Below are 15298 nucleotides of genomic sequence, written 5' to 3'. Positions count from 1 at the left end.
CATTGCCCTGACAATGGGGGCCACGCTTGACATTTTGCCGCTGAAGGCGGACCCGTTGCGCGAACCGGAATAGTGGGGGCTGACATGGCCGAGAACAAGAAACTGCTGCGGGCGCTGGCGGGCGAGGTACTGGACACGCCGCCGATCTGGATGATGCGACAGGCCGGACGCTATCTGCCCGAATACCGCGCGACGCGGGAACAGGCGGGCGATTTCCTGTCGCTGTGCTACACCCCCGATCTGGCGGCCGAGGTGACGCTGCAGCCGATCCGCCGCTATGGGTTCGATGCCGCGATCCTTTTTGCCGACATCCTTCTGGTGCCGCAGGCGCTGGGCGCCGATCTTTGGTTCGTCACCGGTGAAGGGCCGCGCCTGTCGACGATCACGCAGCAATCGGATTTCGACGCCTTGAAACCCGTTGATACGATCCACGAAACCCTGTCGCCCGTCTATGAAACCGTGCGTATCCTGTCGCGCGAACTGCCGTCCGAGACGACGCTGATCGGCTTTGCCGGCGCCCCGTGGACCGTTGCGACCTATATGATCGCCGGGCGTGGCACCCCCGATCAGGGTCCCGCCCACGCCCTGCGTGAGGAAAACACTGCGCTGTTCGAGGCGTTGATGGACCGGATCACGGCGGCCACGATCGAATATCTGTCGGCTCAGATCGAAGCGGGGGCCGAGGTGGTCAAGATTTTCGACAGCTGGGCCGGGTCGCTGAAAGGTGAGGCTTTCACCAAATACGCGGTCGAGCCGTGCCGGATCATCACCGAGGCGCTCAAGGAACGCCACCCGGGCATTCCGGTTATCGGTTTCCCGCGTGAGGCGGGCGAGGGTTATGTCGGTTTCGCGAAGGCCACCGGCGTCGATTGCGTGGCGCTGGACAACTCGGTTGCGCCGGAATGGGCGGCCGAACAGGTGCAGGTAGATGGCTGCGTGCAAGGCAACCTGGCCTCGTCGCACATGGTCACCGGCGGGCAAGCGCTGGTGGATGAGACCCGTCGCATTGTGCGCGCCTTTTCCAAGGGGCCGCATATTTTCAACCTGGGTCACGGGATAACACCGGATGCCGACCCGGAAAATGTGCAGTTGATGATCGACACGGTGCGCAGCGGGTAGGCAGCGTGCGAGGGGGCCAGCCCCCTCTTGGCCGTTGGCCAATTCACCCCCGGGATACTTTCGGCCAGATGAAGGGTGTGTCAGGTCTTTTGGGAGCCTTGGAGTTCGATCAGGATTTCGGTCGTGTGTTGGCCGCGGGCCGGGCTAGGTTTCGGCTGCCATTGATGGGTGGAGAAGCGCGGGGCGGCGGCGGCCTGCAAGGTGCCGTCTGCCGCGCGCCAGGTTTGGCGGGCAGTATTCATCGGATGGGTTGCGGCCTCGTCGGGGCTGAGCACCGGGGCGACACAGGCGTCTGAGCCTTCAAACAGTTTGGCCCAATGGTCGCGCGGTTTGGTTGCGAAGATTTCCGCCAGATGCCGGGTCAGGTCTGGCCAGCGTGTGCTGTCGTATTGTTGCTGGAATGCTGGGTCGTGGGACAGGCCCAGGATTTCCAGGAATTGGGCATAGAATTTCGGTTCGAGACATTGGACCGAAACAAAGCCGCCATCCGCGCAGGTGTAGGTGCGGCTCCAATGCGGGCCGTCCAACAGGCTCTGGCCGCGCGTGTCGGACAGGTTGCCGGTCTGGCCCAGGCTCATCAGCAGGTTCATCATATGCGCGGACCCGTCGTAGATGGCGGCGTCGACGACCGTGCCCGTGCCGGTTGCGCGCGCGTTTAGCAGCCCGGCCAGTATGCCGGTGACCAAATACATCGCGCCGCCGCCGATATCGCCGACCAGCGTGGCCGGGGTCATCGGCTCGATGCCGGGTGGTGAGCCGTACCAGAGCGCTCCGGACAGGGCGATGTAGTTCAGATCATGTCCTGCGGTGTCGGAAAGCGGGCTGTCCTGGCCCCAGCCAGTCATGCGGCCATAGACCAGCGCCGGGTTCAGAGCGTGGCAGGTATCGGGCCCCAAGCCCAGCTTCTCCATCACGCCGGGCCGGAAGCCCTCGATCAACGCATCGGCGGATGCGATCAGGCGCCGGGCGATTTCGAGGTCGTCGGGGTCCTTGAGGTCGAGCGCGATCGAGCGTTTGCCCCGGTCCAGCACGGATCGGTCCGGCATGCCCGGTGTGACGGCACCCCCCTTGCGGTGGATGGTCACGACATCGGCCCCCAGATCCGCCAGCAGCATGGCGGCGAACGGGCCGGGGCCAAGCCCCTCGATTTCGACGACGCGGAATCCGTTGAGCATATGTATCCTCCCGGTTCGCGATGCTTTCGGCTTGGCCATGCGAATGCAAGGGCTGGGTGCCGAAAACGTGGCGTTGGGTGAAAAAACCGATGAACGGCCCGGTCTTCGGGGCGCTTGCAAGCCAGGGTCGGCTGGCCTAGCGTTTTCGGCGGGATGTGGAGCGAGGGCTGGAATGCGGCTTTGGATCATGATCGGCGCGGCGCTGGTGGCGGCGGCATTGACCGCGATCGTCCTGCATCTGCACCCTCCGGGCAGCCTGCGGATGGCCGGAGGCCCGAGCGGCGGGGCCTATGAGCAGATCGCGCAGGACTATGCCGAGATTCTGGCGCGTGACGAGATCCGGGTGGAGATTCTGGAAACTGCGGGTTCGGTCGAGAATGCCCGTCTGATCGAAAGCGGCGAGGCAAATGCCGCGCTGCTGCAAGGCGGCATCGTGGTCGATCCCGACAAGGTCGAAGCAATCGGAACGGTTTTCTACGAACCGATGATATTCATGACGCGCGCGGATGCCAGTATTCCCAGCAACCCGGCGCTTTGGCGAGACCTTAGTATCAACCGTGGCGCGGACGGGTCAGGCACGGCCGATGCCTTTCGCGATTTCGAGCGTGTGGTCGGCCTGTCCGAGGCGGGCAACATCCATGTGTCGCTCGATTATGATCAGGCTGCCGAGGCCTTGCTGGACAACAGGTTGGATATCGCGGTCTTCGTTGCCCCGATCGAGGCGCCCTACCTGCTAGCGGCCTATCAGGAGCCGGGGCTGAAGGTGCTTGAACTGGAGCATGTCGAGGCGATCTCGCGCCGGTTGTCCTATGCGACGGTGGTCACGGTTCCGGCCGGCGGAATGTCACTGGATCCGGTCCTGCCGCCGCGGCCGGTCAAGCTGATCGCGCTGCAAGCGCGATTGGTCGTGCAGGCCGACATTCATCCCGCCCAGGTCAACCGTCTGACGATGGCCGCGATCGAGTTGCATCGGGCGCGGGGCATCATCACCGATGCAGGAGAATTTCCGGGAGTCGAGGGAACGGGCCTGCCGGTCAGTAGTGCCGCGCGAAGGTTGATCGACGAAGGTCCCAGCACGTGGCACAATCTTCTGCCCTATTGGATCGCGGCCCAGGTCAACCGCGTGTTGCTGCTGTTTCTGCCATTCTTTTTCATCGTGGTGCCTTTGGTGCGTGTACTGCCCAAGGCCTATGCCTATCTGCAACGGTGGCGTGTCTGGCAGCATTACCCCGAAATCCGGCAGATCGAGCTTGAGCTTGCCGCCGACCCGTCGCCGGATCAGCTTGGGGACATGCAGGCGCGTCTGCACGAACTGGATGAACGGCTGGCCGAGCTTCGATTGCCGGCCGCTTACCGGCAGGGCCAGTATGACGCGCGGCTGCATGTCGATCTGGTCCAGAAGCGGGTTGCCGAATTGCAGGCACAGGTCGACCTGCGGCAGGCGCACCGCGCCACCCGCGCATGATGGCTGTTGCAAGCTACCGTCTTTCGGGGCTAGGTCTTTTGGGAACCATGCCAGGCAAGAAAGGGGGCGCACCCATGCAGATGAGTGACACGCGCGAGATTCAGGCGGCGCCTGCGGATGTCTTTGCGGCTCTGCTGGACCCCGAGGTCCTGAAAGCCTGCGTCCCCGGCGCGCAAGAGGTCACCGGCAATCCGTCCGACGGGTACGAGGCCACCGTGGTGCAGAAGGTCGGCCCGGTGAAGGCGACCTTCAAGGGGACGGTGACCATGTCGGACATGGTCGAGGGTCAGCGCCTGACCATCGAGGGGGAAGGCAAGGGCGGGGCCGCGGGCTTTGCCAAGGGCGGCGCCACGGTGACCTTCGCCCCCAGCGACAGCGGCGGAACCGTTCTGTCCTATGACGTCGAGGCCAAGGTTGGCGGCAAGCTGGCGCAACTGGGCAGCCGCTTGATCGACGGCTTTGCCAAGAAGATGGCCGACCAGTTCTTCGCCAACCTGCAGGAGCATTTCGAAGGCCCCGCCCAACCGGACGAGAGTGCCGACCCCGAGGCGGAACCCGAAAAGAAAGGGTGGTTGGGCCGCCTGACCGGGCGCGACTAGGTCTGCACGGATGCGCATGCCCTTGTGCGGATTTGGCCTGTTCCGGACAGGATCGGCGCGCTAGGGTCTGCGCCGGAACGGGAAAGACGCATGACGACCATTCTTTCGATCAAGGATCTGCGCAAAACCTATGATGACGGTTTCGAGGCGCTCAAGGGCGTGTCGCTGGACATCCGGCAGGGCGAAATTCTGGCACTTCTGGGGCCCAACGGCGCCGGCAAGACCACGCTGATCTCGACCATCTGCGGGATCACCACGCCGACCTCTGGCACCGTCACCGTGGGCGGGCACGACATTCAGGCCGATTTCCGGGCCGCGCGTCGGATGATCGGCCTTGTGCCGCAGGAAATCGCGCTGGAGCCGTTCGAGAAGGTCTGGAACACCGTCCGCTTTTCCCGCGGGTTGTTCGGCCTGGGCCAAGACAGCGCCCGGATCGAGGAGATCCTGCGCAAGCTGTCGCTGTGGGACAAGCGCAAGAACGCGATCAAGGAACTATCGGGCGGCATGAAGCGGCGGGTGCTCATCGCCAAGGCGCTGGCGCACGAGCCGCGAGTGTTGTTTCTGGATGAACCCACTGCCGGCGTGGATGTCGAGCTGCGCAAGGACATGTGGGCCATCGTCGACGAGCTGAAGGCCGCCGGCGTCACCATCATCCTGACCACGCACTACATCGAAGAGGCGGAGGCCATCGCCGACCGCGTGGGCGTGATCGACAAGGGTGAGCTGCTGCTGGTTCAGGACAAGAAGACGTTGATGGCGCAGATGGGCAAGAAGCAGATCGAGGTCATGCTGACCTGCACGATCCCGTCCATTCCCGACAGATTGGCCCATCACAACCTGGTGCTGAACGGGCAGGGGGATGCGCTGATCTATACCTATGACACCAATGCCGAACGCACCGGCATCACCACCCTGTTGAACGACGTGGCCGAGGCCGGGCTGATACTTCGCGACGTGCAGACCCGGCAATCGAGCCTCGAGGAGATATTCGTCACGCTCGTGTCCGGAGACGTCGCATGAACTGGACTGCCATCGCCGCCATCTACCGGTTCGAAATGGCCCGGTTCTTCCGCACCCTCGCGCAGAGCTTTCTGTCGCCGGTCCTGTCCACCTCGCTCTATTTCGTGGTATTCGGAACCGCCATCGGCAGCCGGATCCAGGAGATCGAGGGCGTATCCTACGGCGCCTTCATCGTGCCGGGGCTGATCATGCTGTCGGTGGTGATGCTGTCGATCTCGAACGCGTCCTTCGGCATCTATTTTCCCAAGTTCCTGGGCACGATCTATGAATTGCTTTCGGCCCCTGTGAATTTCATCGAGATCGTGATCGGCTATGTCGGCGCGGCGGCCACCAAGGCGCTGTTCGTGGGGTTGGTGATCCTGGTCACGGCGACCTTCTTTGTGGATATCCGCATTGAACACCCCTTTGCCATGGCCGCTTTCCTGATCCTGTCCTGCCTCAGCTTTTCGCTGCTGGGTTTCATCGTGGGTATCTGGGCCAGCAATTTCGAACAGATGTCGCTGGTGCCGCAGCTGGTGGTGACGCCGCTGATCTTTCTGGGCGGCACGTTCTACTCGATCTCGATGCTGCCGCCGGTGTGGCAGACGATCTCGCTGTTCAATCCGGTGGTCTATTTGATTTCGGGTTTTCGCTGGTCGTTCTACGGGCTGTCTGACGTGCCCATCCTGCTTAGCCTGCTGGCGATCCTTGCCTTTACCGGCATCTGCCTTGCGGTGATCGGCTGGATCTTCAAAACCGGATGGCGCATCCGCAGCTAGGGCGTTGCATTTTTGCCGATCACGGCCGCGAATTTCAGTCACGTCGCGTTTCCGCCGGTTCCGGTCCCTTGTTTACGGGTTGGGCGCACTCTACATCGGCACCCATGAAACTCAGCCTGCCGTTTCTGAAAAAGCACCCCGTCGTTGCCGTGGTCCGTCTGTCGGGCGCCATCGGCATGGCCGGTCGCGCCTCGATGAGCGATACCGTGCTGGCGCCGGTTCTTGAAAAGGCATTCCGCAAGGGCAAGCCTGCCGCCGTCGCGCTCGAGATCAACTCGCCCGGCGGATCTCCGGTGCAAAGTTCTCTGATCGGCGCGCGAATCCGTCGGCTCGCCGACGAGCTGAACGTGCCCGTGCATGCCTTCGTCGAGGACGTGGCGGCCTCGGGTGGCTATTGGCTGGCGGCCTCGGCGGACCGGATCTGGGCCGACGACAGCTCGGTTCTGGGGTCGATCGGGGTGATTTCCTCGGGGTTCGGTGCGCATGTCTTCATCGCGCGTCAGGGCATCGAGCGGCGCGTACATACGGCGGGTCAGTCGAAATCCATGCTGGACCCTTTCGCCCCGGAAAAGCCCGAGGATGTCGCGCGGCTGAAGGGGCTGCTCGAGGATATCCATCACAACTTCATCGCGCATGTCAAAGCCCGCCGGGGCGATCGGTTGGATGAAACGGCCGATCTGTTCACCGGCGAGGTCTGGCTGGCGCGGCGCGCGCAGGATCTGGGCCTGATCGACGGCATCGCGCATCTGAAACCCAAGATGCAGGAGCTGTTCGGCGACAAGGTCTGGTTCCGCCGCTATGGCCTGCGTAGGCCGATCTGGTCGCGTTTCGGGGCGGAAATGGCCCAAGACGCGCTGGCTATGCTCGAGGAGCGCGCGGCCTTCGCGCGTTTCGGCATGTGACATGATCATCAAGGCTGTCACTCTTTTCCTGATCGCGATGGGCGTGCTGGCGATGTTCGGTAAGCTGCGCTTTCCCGGTCAGAGACGTCTGAGCTCGGCCAAATGCCCGCGGTGCGGGCGGTTCCGCATTGGTAAAGGCCCCTGTGCATGTGAAAAAGGAGGCCGTGGATGACGGCGTGGCTGCTTTCCGGCCTTGGTCTGTTGATCCTCTTGCTGGCGGGCGACGCGCTGGTGCGTGGCGCGGTGAACCTCAGCCTGCGGCTGGGCGTGCCGGCATTGATCGTCAGCCTGACGATCGTGGCCTTCGGTACCTCGGCGCCCGAATTGCTGATCGCGATCAAGGCAGTTCAGGAACATGCGCCCGGTATCGCGCTGGGCAATGTGGTGGGGTCGAACACGGCCAACATCCTGCTGGTCCTGGGCATTCCGGCGCTGTTGGCAACCATCCACAGCAGCGAATGCGACACCCGCAGGAACTTCATCTACATGATCCTGGCCTCGGTTCTTTTCATCGGGCTTGCTTTCTGCGGCGTGTTCACCCTGTTCAGCGGCGCGATTCTGCTGGCGGGGCTGGCCCTGATACTGCTGAACGCCTTCCGCGAGGCGCGGGCTCATCGAAACGCCTGCACCGCGCAGGAAGAGATTGAGCTTCTGGAAGAGGCCGACCCGGACATGCCCTATTGGAAGGTCGCGATGTTCCTGATCCTGGGGCTGGTCGGCCTGCCGATGGGGGCGCATCTGCTGGTGGACAACGCCACGATCATTGCCCGCACCTATGGTATCAGCGAAACCGTGATCGGTCTGACATTGGTGGCCGTCGGCACCTCGTTGCCGGAACTGGCGACGACGGTGATGGCGGCGTTGCGTCGGCAGGCGGATGTTGCGCTGGGCAACGTGATTGGGTCGAACATGTTCAACCTGCTGGCCATCGTCGGCATCGCTACGCTGTTCGGGCGCATCCCGGTCGATCCCGAATTTCTGCGATTCGACTTGTGGGTCATGCTGGCTGCGTCGCTTCTGCTGGTTCCGTTCGTGTTTTTCAAGCGCGACATTACCCGCACCTGGGGCTTTATCTTGACGTTTCTTTATGCGGCCTATCTCGTGGCGCTGCTGGCGTGATCTGACCTGGGGAGGCTGCGTATGACCCGAGCATTGGTGACCGGTGCGGGTGCCCGCCTGGGGCGGGCGATGGCGCTTTATCTTGCGCAACGTGGCATGGATGTGGCCGTACATTACGCGACCTCGCAAGGGGCGGCGTCCGAGGTCGTGTCCCAGATCGAATCCCAGGGCCGCAAGTCGGCTGCGTTGCAAGCCGATCTGCTGGAGGAGTCCCAGGTCGAGGCCCTGTTGCCGCGCGCGGCCGAGGCGCTGGGCGGGCCGATCACCTGCCTGGTCAACAACGCCTCGATTTTTGAATACGACAACATCCATACCGCAACGCGCCAAAGTTGGGACCGGCACATGGAGAGCAACCTGCGGGCCCCCTTCGTGCTGACACAGGCCATGGCGCGGCAGGGTCTCGAGCCCGCAATCGACGACAGTGGCGAGCCGGTGGCGACTGGTCTGGTCGTCAACATGATCGACATGCGGGTGCGCAAGCTGACGCCCGAATTCATGTCATACACCATTGCCAAGATGGGGTTGTGGGCCCTGACCCGCACCGCGGCGCAGGCGCTGACCCCGACGATCCGCGTCAATGCGATCGGGCCGGGTCCGACCTTGCAGGGCCACCGACAAAGCCCCGAACATTTTCAGGCGCAGCGCAGGAACACCATTCTGGAACGGGGGGCAAACCCGTCGGACATCACTGCCGCGCTCGGCTATTTCCTCGATGCGCATGCGGTCACGGGGCAGTTATTGTGCGTCGACGGCGGGCAGCATCTGGGCTGGCAGACGCCGGACGTTCTGGGCGTAGAATAGGTGAATCCGGTGCAAGTTTTGCACCGCTCGCGATCGTGTTACATGTCCGTTACAAAAAGGCCTTTTTTTTCATGCACTTGTACGCCGGTCAAAAAAATTTCATGCAAAAACAATAGCTTGATATTCCGCCTATTTTTTGTGCAAGGCGGAGAAAACGCAAGGATTCAAGGAAGAATTCCAGTTCAGGGAAACTTGTCCGCACAGTTATCCACAGGAATCGTGGATTTGTTTTCTCTTGATCTGGGGCGCGCAAGATTGCAGCCACGGGCAGAGAATCGTATCTGATGAGCATGACCGCGGACAACAGATCTCAAGCTGATCCTGAAATCACGGGTTACGCCTGCATCCAGCGCTATGTGAAGACGTTGGACAGTTCGCCGGGTGTCTATCGGATGCTGGATGCGGACAGCCGGGTTCTGTATGTCGGCAAGGCGCGCAACCTGCGAGCGCGGGTGTCGAACTACACCCGACCGGGACATTCGCCCCGGATCGAGCGGATGATCGCCTCGACCGCGTCGATGATGTTCCTGACCACCCGGACCGAGACCGAGGCGCTGCTGCTGGAGCAGAACCTGATCAAGCAGCTCAAGCCCAAATACAACGTGCTGCTGCGCGACGACAAAAGCTTTCCCAACATACTCGTCGCCAAGGACCACCCGTTTCCGCAGATCAAGAAACATCGCGGGGCCAAGAAGGAAAAGGGCGCCTATTTCGGCCCCTTCGCCAGCGCGGGCGCGGTGAACCGCACGCTGAACCAGCTGCAGAAGGCGTTTCTGCTGCGCAACTGTTCGGATTCGATGTTCGACAGTCGCACCCGGCCCTGCCTGCTCTATCAGATCAAGCGCTGTTCGGGGCCGTGCGTGGGCATGATTTCGCAGGCCGACTATGCCGAAAGCGTGCGCGACGCCGAGCGGTTCCTGTCCGGACGCTCGACCCGTATCCAAGAGGAACTGGCCGCGCAGATGCAGGAGGCCTCGGACGCGATGGAGTTCGAGCGTGCCGCCGCCCTGCGCGACCGGATCCGCGCGCTGACGCAGGTACAGACGGCGCAGGGCATCAACCCACGCGGTGTGGCCGAGGCGGATGTGATCGGCCTCTACATGGACAGCGGTCAGGCCTGCGTTCAGGTGTTCTTCATCCGTGCCAACCAGAACTGGGGCAACCGCGATTTCTATCCAAGGGTCGGGCCCGACGTCTCCTCGGCCGAGGTGATGGAGGCCTTTCTGGGTCAGTTCTACGACAACAAGGAACCGCCGCGCCAACTGATCCTGTCGGACGGGATCGAAAACGCGGACCTGATGCAGCAGGCCCTGTCCGAAAAGGCCGGCCGCAAGGTCGAGATATTGGTGCCGCAGCGGGGCGAAAAGCTCGAGCTGGTCTCTGGCGCGCTGCGCAACGCGCGCGAGGCGCTGGCCCGCCGTATGTCGGAAAGCGCGACGCAGGCCAAGCTCCTGCGCGGTCTGGCCGAGGCCTTTGATCTGGACGCGCCGCCGAACCGGATCGAGGTCTATGACAACTCGCATATCCAAGGCACCAACGCGGTGGGTGCGATGATCGTGGCCGGTCCCGATGGGTTCATCAAGAATGCCTATCGCAAGTTCAACATTCGCGGCGACGACCTGACGCCGGGCGACGATTTCGGCATGATGAAAGAGGTGCTGACCCGCCGCTTCACCCGCCTGCTGAAAGAGGACCCCGACCGCGACAAGGGCATGTGGCCCGATCTGCTGCTGATCGACGGGGGCGCGGGGCAGGTGAGCGCCGTGCACGAGATCATGCAGGCGCATGGGGTCGAGGACATCCCAATGGTCGGTGTCGCCAAGGGCGTCGATCGCGACCATGGCAAGGAAGAGTTCCACCGCATCGGCCAGCGCCCCTTTGCCCTGAAGCGCAACGACCCGGTTCTGTATTTCATTCAGCGGCTACGGGACGAGGCGCACCGCTTTGCCATCGGCACCCATCGCGCCAAACGCGCCAAGGCGATGGGAGCGACGCCGCTCGATGAAATCCCGGGCGTGGGCGCGGCCCGTAAACGCGCACTGCTGGCGCATTTCGGCAGCGCCAAGGCGGTCAGCCGCGCCAATCTGGCGGATCTGAAGGCGGTGGACGGGATCTCGGCCGGTCTGGCGCAGAAGGTCTATGATTTCTTTCACGAAAAAGGCTGATTCCGCTGGCGCCCGCGCCACAGAATGTACAGCCCCGAGGCCACGATCAGCGCGCTGCCCAGCCACATGACCTGGTCCAGACGTTCGTCAAAGATCAGCACGCCCAGCCCGATGCCGAACAGAAGGCGGGTATAGCGAAACGGGGTCACGGCCGACACTTCACCCGTCCGCATGGCCAGCATTAGCGAAGCATAGGCCACCGCCCCCATCACCACGGCTCCGGTCAGATGCAGGGCGGTTTGGGCGTCCACCGGCACCGCGGCGGCGCCCTCGAAAACCAGGTACAGACCACCGGCAACGACAATTGACAGAAAGCCGTAAAACCCAAGAACGGTGGTCCCCAGCGTGGCAGGGGCGGCGCGGCTGGCCAGATCGCGGCCGGCAAAGCCCAGCATTCCCAGCAACGCAAGAATGGACAGGGCCGAGAAACTGTCTCCGGTTGGCTGGATGATGATCACCACTCCGATCAGTCCGACCATGATGGCGCTCCAGCGTCGCCAGCCGACGGTTTCCCCGAAGAACAACGCGGCACCCGCCACCACGACCAGCGGCGTGGCCTGCAGGATCACCGTGGCCGAGGACAGCGGCGTCAGGGCGATGGCCAACACATAGAACAGGCGACCGAAGACTTCGAACAGCACTCGGATCTTCATCGGCTTGGACAGGACATCGGGGTGCAGCAACCGCCGCCCTTGTAGCAACGCGACCCCGGCGAAAATCAGCGCCCCGCCCAGCCCGAACAGCACCAGAACCTGCCAGATGGGCAGCACTTTGGCTGTACTTTTCAACAGCGCGTCCTCCAGAGCGAACCCAGCCATGGCCGCGATCATCCAGGCGCTGCCGGTCAGGTTGGCGCGCGCATCGGTTCTGATATGTGAGGTCACGGGGCGGATCTTTCCTGGCTGCCGATACCCGCGCAACCTGACCCGTTCTTCGCGCCGCGCCAAGGGGGAAACGGTCATCGATCGGCGGCCTGCGACGGAATGATCTGACGTGGCCCAAACACCTGCGTTCTTGGCAGTTTTTTGTCATGCCGTCTTTTCTGTTCCCGGCCATGGTTGTAGGGTCCGGCGCATGAAGTGGAACCTGCCGAATATTCTGACTTTGCTGCGCCTTCTGGCCGCGCCCGGCCTGGCGGTGATGTTTCTGTATTTCACGCGGCCCTATGCCGATTGGTTCGCACTGATCCTGTTCCTGTCGGCGGCCATAACCGATTGGTTCGACGGCTATCTGGCGCGCGCGTGGAAGCAGGAAACCAAGATGGGCGCGATGCTGGACCCGATCGCCGACAAGGCGATGGTGGTGATCGCGCTAATGATCCTGGTGGGCTATTCGACCGAGCACTGGACGCCCTGGCTGGTGCTGCCCGCCACCGTGATCCTGTTCCGCGAGGTCTTCGTCTCGGGCCTGCGTGAGTATCTGGGCGACGTGGCCGGAACTCTCAAGGTCACGAAGCTGGCCAAATGGAAGACGACCGCGCAGATGGTGGCGATCGCCGTGCTGTTTTCGCAAGGCATTTTCGAGCACTATTTCGTCATGTCTACCTATGGCATGGATACCGACCTGATCGACCAGATCCTGTCGGGCCAGGTCGAGGACATCTCGGGCCTGCAATGGAAGCTGGATGGCATGTTCTGGTCGGGCCGCATCGGGTTGTGGCTGCTGTGGGTCGCGGCGACGCTGACATTGATCACCGGCTACGACTACCTACGTAAAGCCATGCCCTATTTGAAGGAGGGCTGACGCATGGATGTCTTGTATTTCGCTTGGGTCCGCGAGCGGATCGGCGTGCCGAAGGAAAAGGTCGAAACCAGCGCCGCCACGGTGTCCGATCTGGTGGCGGAACTCAGCGCCCGCGAAGACCGCTATGCGGCGGCGTTTGCCGACCTGTCGGCCCTGAGGGTTGCGCTGGATCAGGAACTGTCGGATTTCGACGCGCCCCTGACCGGTGTCCGCGAAGTGGCCTTTTTCCCACCCATGACCGGCGGGTAGGGCGATGCGGATTTCCGTCCAGCAAGAGCCGTTCGATCTGGGGGCCGAGGCCAATGCCTTTGCCGCGGGTGACACGGCCAATGGCGCCATCGTCACTTTTACCGGCGTCGTGCGTGATCTGGCGCAGACCGATCTGGCCTGCATGGAGATCGAGCACTATCCCGGGATGACCGAACGCGCCATCGCCAAGATCGCCGAGGAAGCGAAAAACCGGTGGTCACTGGGCGACGTGCTGGTGATCCATCGCCACGGGCGGCTGGCTCCGGGCGACCGGATCATGATGGTCGCAACGGCAGCCCCGCACCGCAAGGATGCGTTCGAGGCCGCTGAATACCTGATGGATTACCTGAAATCCCGCGCCCCGTTCTGGAAGAAGGAAATCACTGCATCCGGGGCCGATTGGGTTGCCGCCAAGGACGAGGACGAGGACGCTCTGTCGCGCTGGTAGGCGCTCAGTCGGCGTTGTTGATCCGGCCGCGCAATTCCTCGGCTTCCTCACGTGCGGCGCGCAGCCCGTCCATGGCCGCGGCCAGCTCGGCCTCGGTCTGGGTCAGTTGGTTGGTCAGTTCCGCCTCGCGCTGCTGCAGATAGGTGATGGCCTGATCGCGCGCTTCTTCGGCCTCGTGCAACTCCTGGCTCATGCGGTCCAGATCAGCCACGTCGCTCTGCCGGACCCGGGTCAGACGATGCACCAGCCAGTTCGCGAACCAGCCCATGCAGAAGGCTGCGAACAGGATCAGGGCGGTGGCGATGATGAATTCGGTTCTGTTCAACTTACTGGTCCTCTGCGTCCGTGTCGGACACGTTTTCTTGTGCGTTGTCTTGCGCTTGCTCGGTTGCTTCCGCCCCGGCCGGAGTTTCCAGCGCCTCGAGCCCGGTTTCCTCGGGGGCGACCGGTTCGGGCCTGATCAGGAGAAACTCGATCCGGCGGTTCTCTTCGCGGCCTTCTTCGGTTCCGTTGTCTGCGATCGGCTGGGCTTCACCGTACCCCACGGCCGAAAAGCTCGAGGTCGGCACCCGCCGGGCGCGCAATTCGTTCAGAATGGACTGCGCGCGTGCCTGGCTGAGAGTCTGGTTCATTTCCTCGCGGCCCTGACTGTCGGTGTGGCCCTGGATTTCCATTCGGATCGGTCCGCATTCGCGCAGGATGTCGGCGATCCGGTTCAAACTGTCGCGTGAGTCGGCAGAGACCGTGGCCGAGCCCGGCTCGAATGTGATCTTTCGCTCGGACTGGACCTGGGCGATGCGGGCGATGCAGTCCTCGGGGTCGGGCAGGGCGTCTTCGGGCTCGGGGGCAGGTTCATAGGTGATCGACAGGTCGAAATCCTGCCCTTCGCCCAGTTTCTCGGACAGCAGGCCGGCGATCTGGGCCCGTGTAGTCTCATCATGGCTCATACCGGAAATCGCCACCGTGTCTGGCGTTACTGTAAGAACGCCATTGTTCAGCCAGGACAGGGCTTCAAGTCCGGCCAGGACCCGTACGGGCCAGGATTGGGGCAGGCCGTCGACGACGCGGGCGGCGGTATGAACCACGTCGGATCCGAACGCAGCGCGAGCATAGCTGTCGATCATCTCGCGTTGCAGTTCGTCACCAAGGCGCCCGCGCAGCTGCACCAAGCCTTCCGGGCTGCGCGTCGCGGTGAATTCGACCGGGCCGTCCTGCTTGTCGGTTTCGGGTTTCTGCAGCACTGCATGCAGGGCGAAAACCTCGGGCAGGGCGTTTTCCAATTCGCCCACGACCCTCTCGAACAAGGCCGGATCGGTGCTGGGTTCGGCGATCAACGAGATGTCGGCATCCGACAGCGTCACCGAGCCGCGCCCGATTTCGGCCAGCGCCTTGATGCTCAGCGCGGCGGCGGTGGCCCAACGGGGTGAAGGCACGCCCAGCCCGATCGTGCAGGAATAGGGCCCGGTCAGCCCGGCCTGTTGCGCGGCGGCGATGATGGCATCGCGGGCCTGTTCATCCTGCGCCGAACAGGCATCGAACCGCCCGCCCTCGTCCGTGACCAGATAGCGCAGGGTAAACGGCGTGATTACCGGACGCGGCGCCGAGATCGCCAGCCCGATGCGCAGGCCGGGCGGCGCGGCGCGGGTCAGTTCCTGTTCCAGCGTTTCCTTTTCTTTCCGGCTGTTGGCAATGGCCGTGATCTTGACCAGTTCGGGGCTGGCCGAGATCTTGGCCC

At 63.1% G+C, this 15298-nt stretch carries 16 protein-coding genes; 12 read left to right on the top strand and 4 right to left on the bottom strand.

Annotated elements, in window-relative coordinates; genetic code table 11:
* The first annotated feature begins 84 nt into the window (after nucleotides 1-84).
* Nucleotides 85-1119 carry a uroporphyrinogen decarboxylase gene (gene hemE, locus AC2FME_RS15545; protein ID WP_496687577.1) on the top strand — a complete coding sequence of 345 codons (1035 nt, stop codon included), beginning with the start codon at nucleotides 85-87 and terminating at the stop codon, nucleotides 1117-1119.
* An 80-nt stretch (nucleotides 1120-1199) separates the two neighbouring features.
* On the opposite strand, the gene AC2FME_RS15540 is transcribed toward hemE, so the two are convergent.
* Complete coding sequence (locus AC2FME_RS15540; protein ID WP_496800926.1) at nucleotides 1200-2294, bottom strand: CaiB/BaiF CoA transferase family protein; 1095 nt, start codon at nucleotides 2292-2294, stop codon at nucleotides 1200-1202.
* Between the two features lie 172 nt (nucleotides 2295-2466).
* On the opposite strand from AC2FME_RS15540, the gene AC2FME_RS15535 reads away from it, so the two are divergent.
* From AC2FME_RS15535 to uvrC, 8 genes are all read left to right on the top strand, one after another.
* Nucleotides 2467-3759 carry a TAXI family TRAP transporter solute-binding subunit gene (locus tag AC2FME_RS15535; protein WP_496800925.1) on the top strand — a complete coding sequence of 431 codons (1293 nt, stop codon included), beginning with the start codon at nucleotides 2467-2469 and terminating at the stop codon, nucleotides 3757-3759.
* Between the two features lie 74 nt (nucleotides 3760-3833).
* The gene (locus tag AC2FME_RS15530) at nucleotides 3834-4358 is read left to right on the top strand and encodes an SRPBCC family protein (protein WP_496800924.1); all 525 of its coding nucleotides are present in this window, start codon (nucleotides 3834-3836) and stop codon (nucleotides 4356-4358) included.
* A 90-nt stretch (nucleotides 4359-4448) separates the two neighbouring features.
* Nucleotides 4449-5378 (top strand): ABC transporter ATP-binding protein, encoded by a 930-nt coding sequence (locus AC2FME_RS15525; protein ID WP_496681847.1) that lies wholly within the window; start codon nucleotides 4449-4451, stop codon nucleotides 5376-5378.
* Nucleotides 5375-6136 carry an ABC transporter permease gene (locus AC2FME_RS15520; RefSeq protein WP_496681845.1) on the top strand — a complete coding sequence of 254 codons (762 nt, stop codon included), beginning with the start codon at nucleotides 5375-5377 and terminating at the stop codon, nucleotides 6134-6136. Before AC2FME_RS15525 ends, AC2FME_RS15520 begins: the two co-directional genes overlap by 4 nt.
* 104 nt (nucleotides 6137-6240) lie before the next feature.
* Entirely contained in the window at nucleotides 6241-7038 is a 798-nt protein-coding gene (locus tag AC2FME_RS15515; protein WP_496800923.1) for a S49 family peptidase, read from the top strand.
* A 168-nt stretch (nucleotides 7039-7206) separates the two neighbouring features.
* The gene (locus AC2FME_RS15510) at nucleotides 7207-8157 is read left to right on the top strand and encodes a calcium/sodium antiporter (protein WP_496687591.1); all 951 of its coding nucleotides are present in this window, start codon (nucleotides 7207-7209) and stop codon (nucleotides 8155-8157) included.
* A 21-nt stretch (nucleotides 8158-8178) separates the two neighbouring features.
* A complete protein-coding gene (locus AC2FME_RS15505; protein ID WP_496800922.1) occupies nucleotides 8179-8958 on the top strand; it encodes an SDR family oxidoreductase in 780 nt (259 codons plus the stop codon).
* Nucleotides 8959-9248: 290 nt separating this feature from the next.
* Complete coding sequence (gene uvrC, locus AC2FME_RS15500; RefSeq protein WP_496712243.1) at nucleotides 9249-11123, top strand: excinuclease ABC subunit UvrC; 1875 nt, start codon at nucleotides 9249-9251, stop codon at nucleotides 11121-11123.
* Here the strand turns inward: uvrC and AC2FME_RS15495 are convergent.
* Nucleotides 11108-12007, bottom strand: a complete 900-nt coding sequence (locus AC2FME_RS15495) for a DMT family transporter (RefSeq protein ID WP_496800944.1) — start codon at nucleotides 12005-12007, stop codon at nucleotides 11108-11110. The genes uvrC and AC2FME_RS15495 overlap by 16 nt on opposite strands.
* A 190-nt stretch (nucleotides 12008-12197) precedes the next feature.
* On the opposite strand from AC2FME_RS15495, the gene pgsA reads away from it, so the two are divergent.
* The 3 genes from pgsA to AC2FME_RS15480 are packed head-to-tail and all read left to right on the top strand — an operon-like array spanning nucleotide 12198 to nucleotide 13563.
* Entirely contained in the window at nucleotides 12198-12866 is a 669-nt protein-coding gene (gene pgsA / locus AC2FME_RS15490) for a CDP-diacylglycerol--glycerol-3-phosphate 3-phosphatidyltransferase (RefSeq protein ID WP_496800921.1), read from the top strand.
* A gap of 3 nt (nucleotides 12867-12869) precedes the next feature.
* On the top strand, nucleotides 12870-13115 hold the full coding sequence (gene moaD, locus AC2FME_RS15485; RefSeq protein WP_496681834.1) for a molybdopterin converting factor subunit 1: 246 nt from the start codon (nucleotides 12870-12872) through the stop codon (nucleotides 13113-13115).
* A gap of 4 nt (nucleotides 13116-13119) precedes the next feature.
* The gene (locus tag AC2FME_RS15480; RefSeq protein WP_170342340.1) at nucleotides 13120-13563 is read left to right on the top strand and encodes a molybdenum cofactor biosynthesis protein MoaE; all 444 of its coding nucleotides are present in this window, start codon (nucleotides 13120-13122) and stop codon (nucleotides 13561-13563) included.
* A 4-nt stretch (nucleotides 13564-13567) separates the two neighbouring features.
* Here AC2FME_RS15480 and AC2FME_RS15475 read toward each other — a convergent pair whose 3' ends face one another.
* Nucleotides 13568-13888, bottom strand: a complete 321-nt coding sequence (locus AC2FME_RS15475; protein ID WP_496681830.1) for a hypothetical protein — start codon at nucleotides 13886-13888, stop codon at nucleotides 13568-13570.
* A gap of 1 nt (nucleotide 13889) precedes the next feature.
* A partial coding sequence (locus AC2FME_RS15470; RefSeq protein WP_496800920.1) for an OmpA family protein occupies nucleotides 13890-15298 on the bottom strand: 1409 nt, incomplete at its 5' end.

The sequence above is a fragment of the Ruegeria sp. BHSC026 genome (assembly GCF_059613065.1).
The sequence above is the reverse complement of the archived record's forward strand: the minus strand, read 5'-3'. Positions and strand labels throughout refer to the sequence as shown.

Bases quoted from the DNA above. Each gene is read 5' to 3' on its own strand.
- hemE (WP_496687577.1), top strand. From the start codon at position 85: ATGGCCGAGAACAAGAAACTGCTGCGGGCGCTGGCGGGCGAGGTACTG.
- AC2FME_RS15540 (WP_496800926.1), bottom strand. From the start codon at position 2,294: ATGCTCAACGGATTCCGCGTCGTCGAAATCGAGGGGCTTGGCCCCGGC.
- AC2FME_RS15535 (WP_496800925.1), top strand. From the start codon at position 2,467: ATGCGGCTTTGGATCATGATCGGCGCGGCGCTGGTGGCGGCGGCATTG.
- AC2FME_RS15530 (WP_496800924.1), top strand. From the start codon at position 3,834: ATGCAGATGAGTGACACGCGCGAGATTCAGGCGGCGCCTGCGGATGTC.
- AC2FME_RS15525 (WP_496681847.1), top strand. From the start codon at position 4,449: ATGACGACCATTCTTTCGATCAAGGATCTGCGCAAAACCTATGATGAC.
- AC2FME_RS15520 (WP_496681845.1), top strand. From the start codon at position 5,375: ATGAACTGGACTGCCATCGCCGCCATCTACCGGTTCGAAATGGCCCGG.
- AC2FME_RS15515 (WP_496800923.1), top strand. From the start codon at position 6,241: ATGAAACTCAGCCTGCCGTTTCTGAAAAAGCACCCCGTCGTTGCCGTG.
- AC2FME_RS15510 (WP_496687591.1), top strand. From the start codon at position 7,207: ATGACGGCGTGGCTGCTTTCCGGCCTTGGTCTGTTGATCCTCTTGCTG.
- AC2FME_RS15505 (WP_496800922.1), top strand. From the start codon at position 8,179: ATGACCCGAGCATTGGTGACCGGTGCGGGTGCCCGCCTGGGGCGGGCG.
- uvrC (WP_496712243.1), top strand. From the start codon at position 9,249: ATGACCGCGGACAACAGATCTCAAGCTGATCCTGAAATCACGGGTTAC.
- pgsA (WP_496800921.1), top strand. From the start codon at position 12,198: ATGAAGTGGAACCTGCCGAATATTCTGACTTTGCTGCGCCTTCTGGCC.
- moaD (WP_496681834.1), top strand. From the start codon at position 12,870: ATGGATGTCTTGTATTTCGCTTGGGTCCGCGAGCGGATCGGCGTGCCG.
- AC2FME_RS15480 (WP_170342340.1), top strand. From the start codon at position 13,120: ATGCGGATTTCCGTCCAGCAAGAGCCGTTCGATCTGGGGGCCGAGGCC.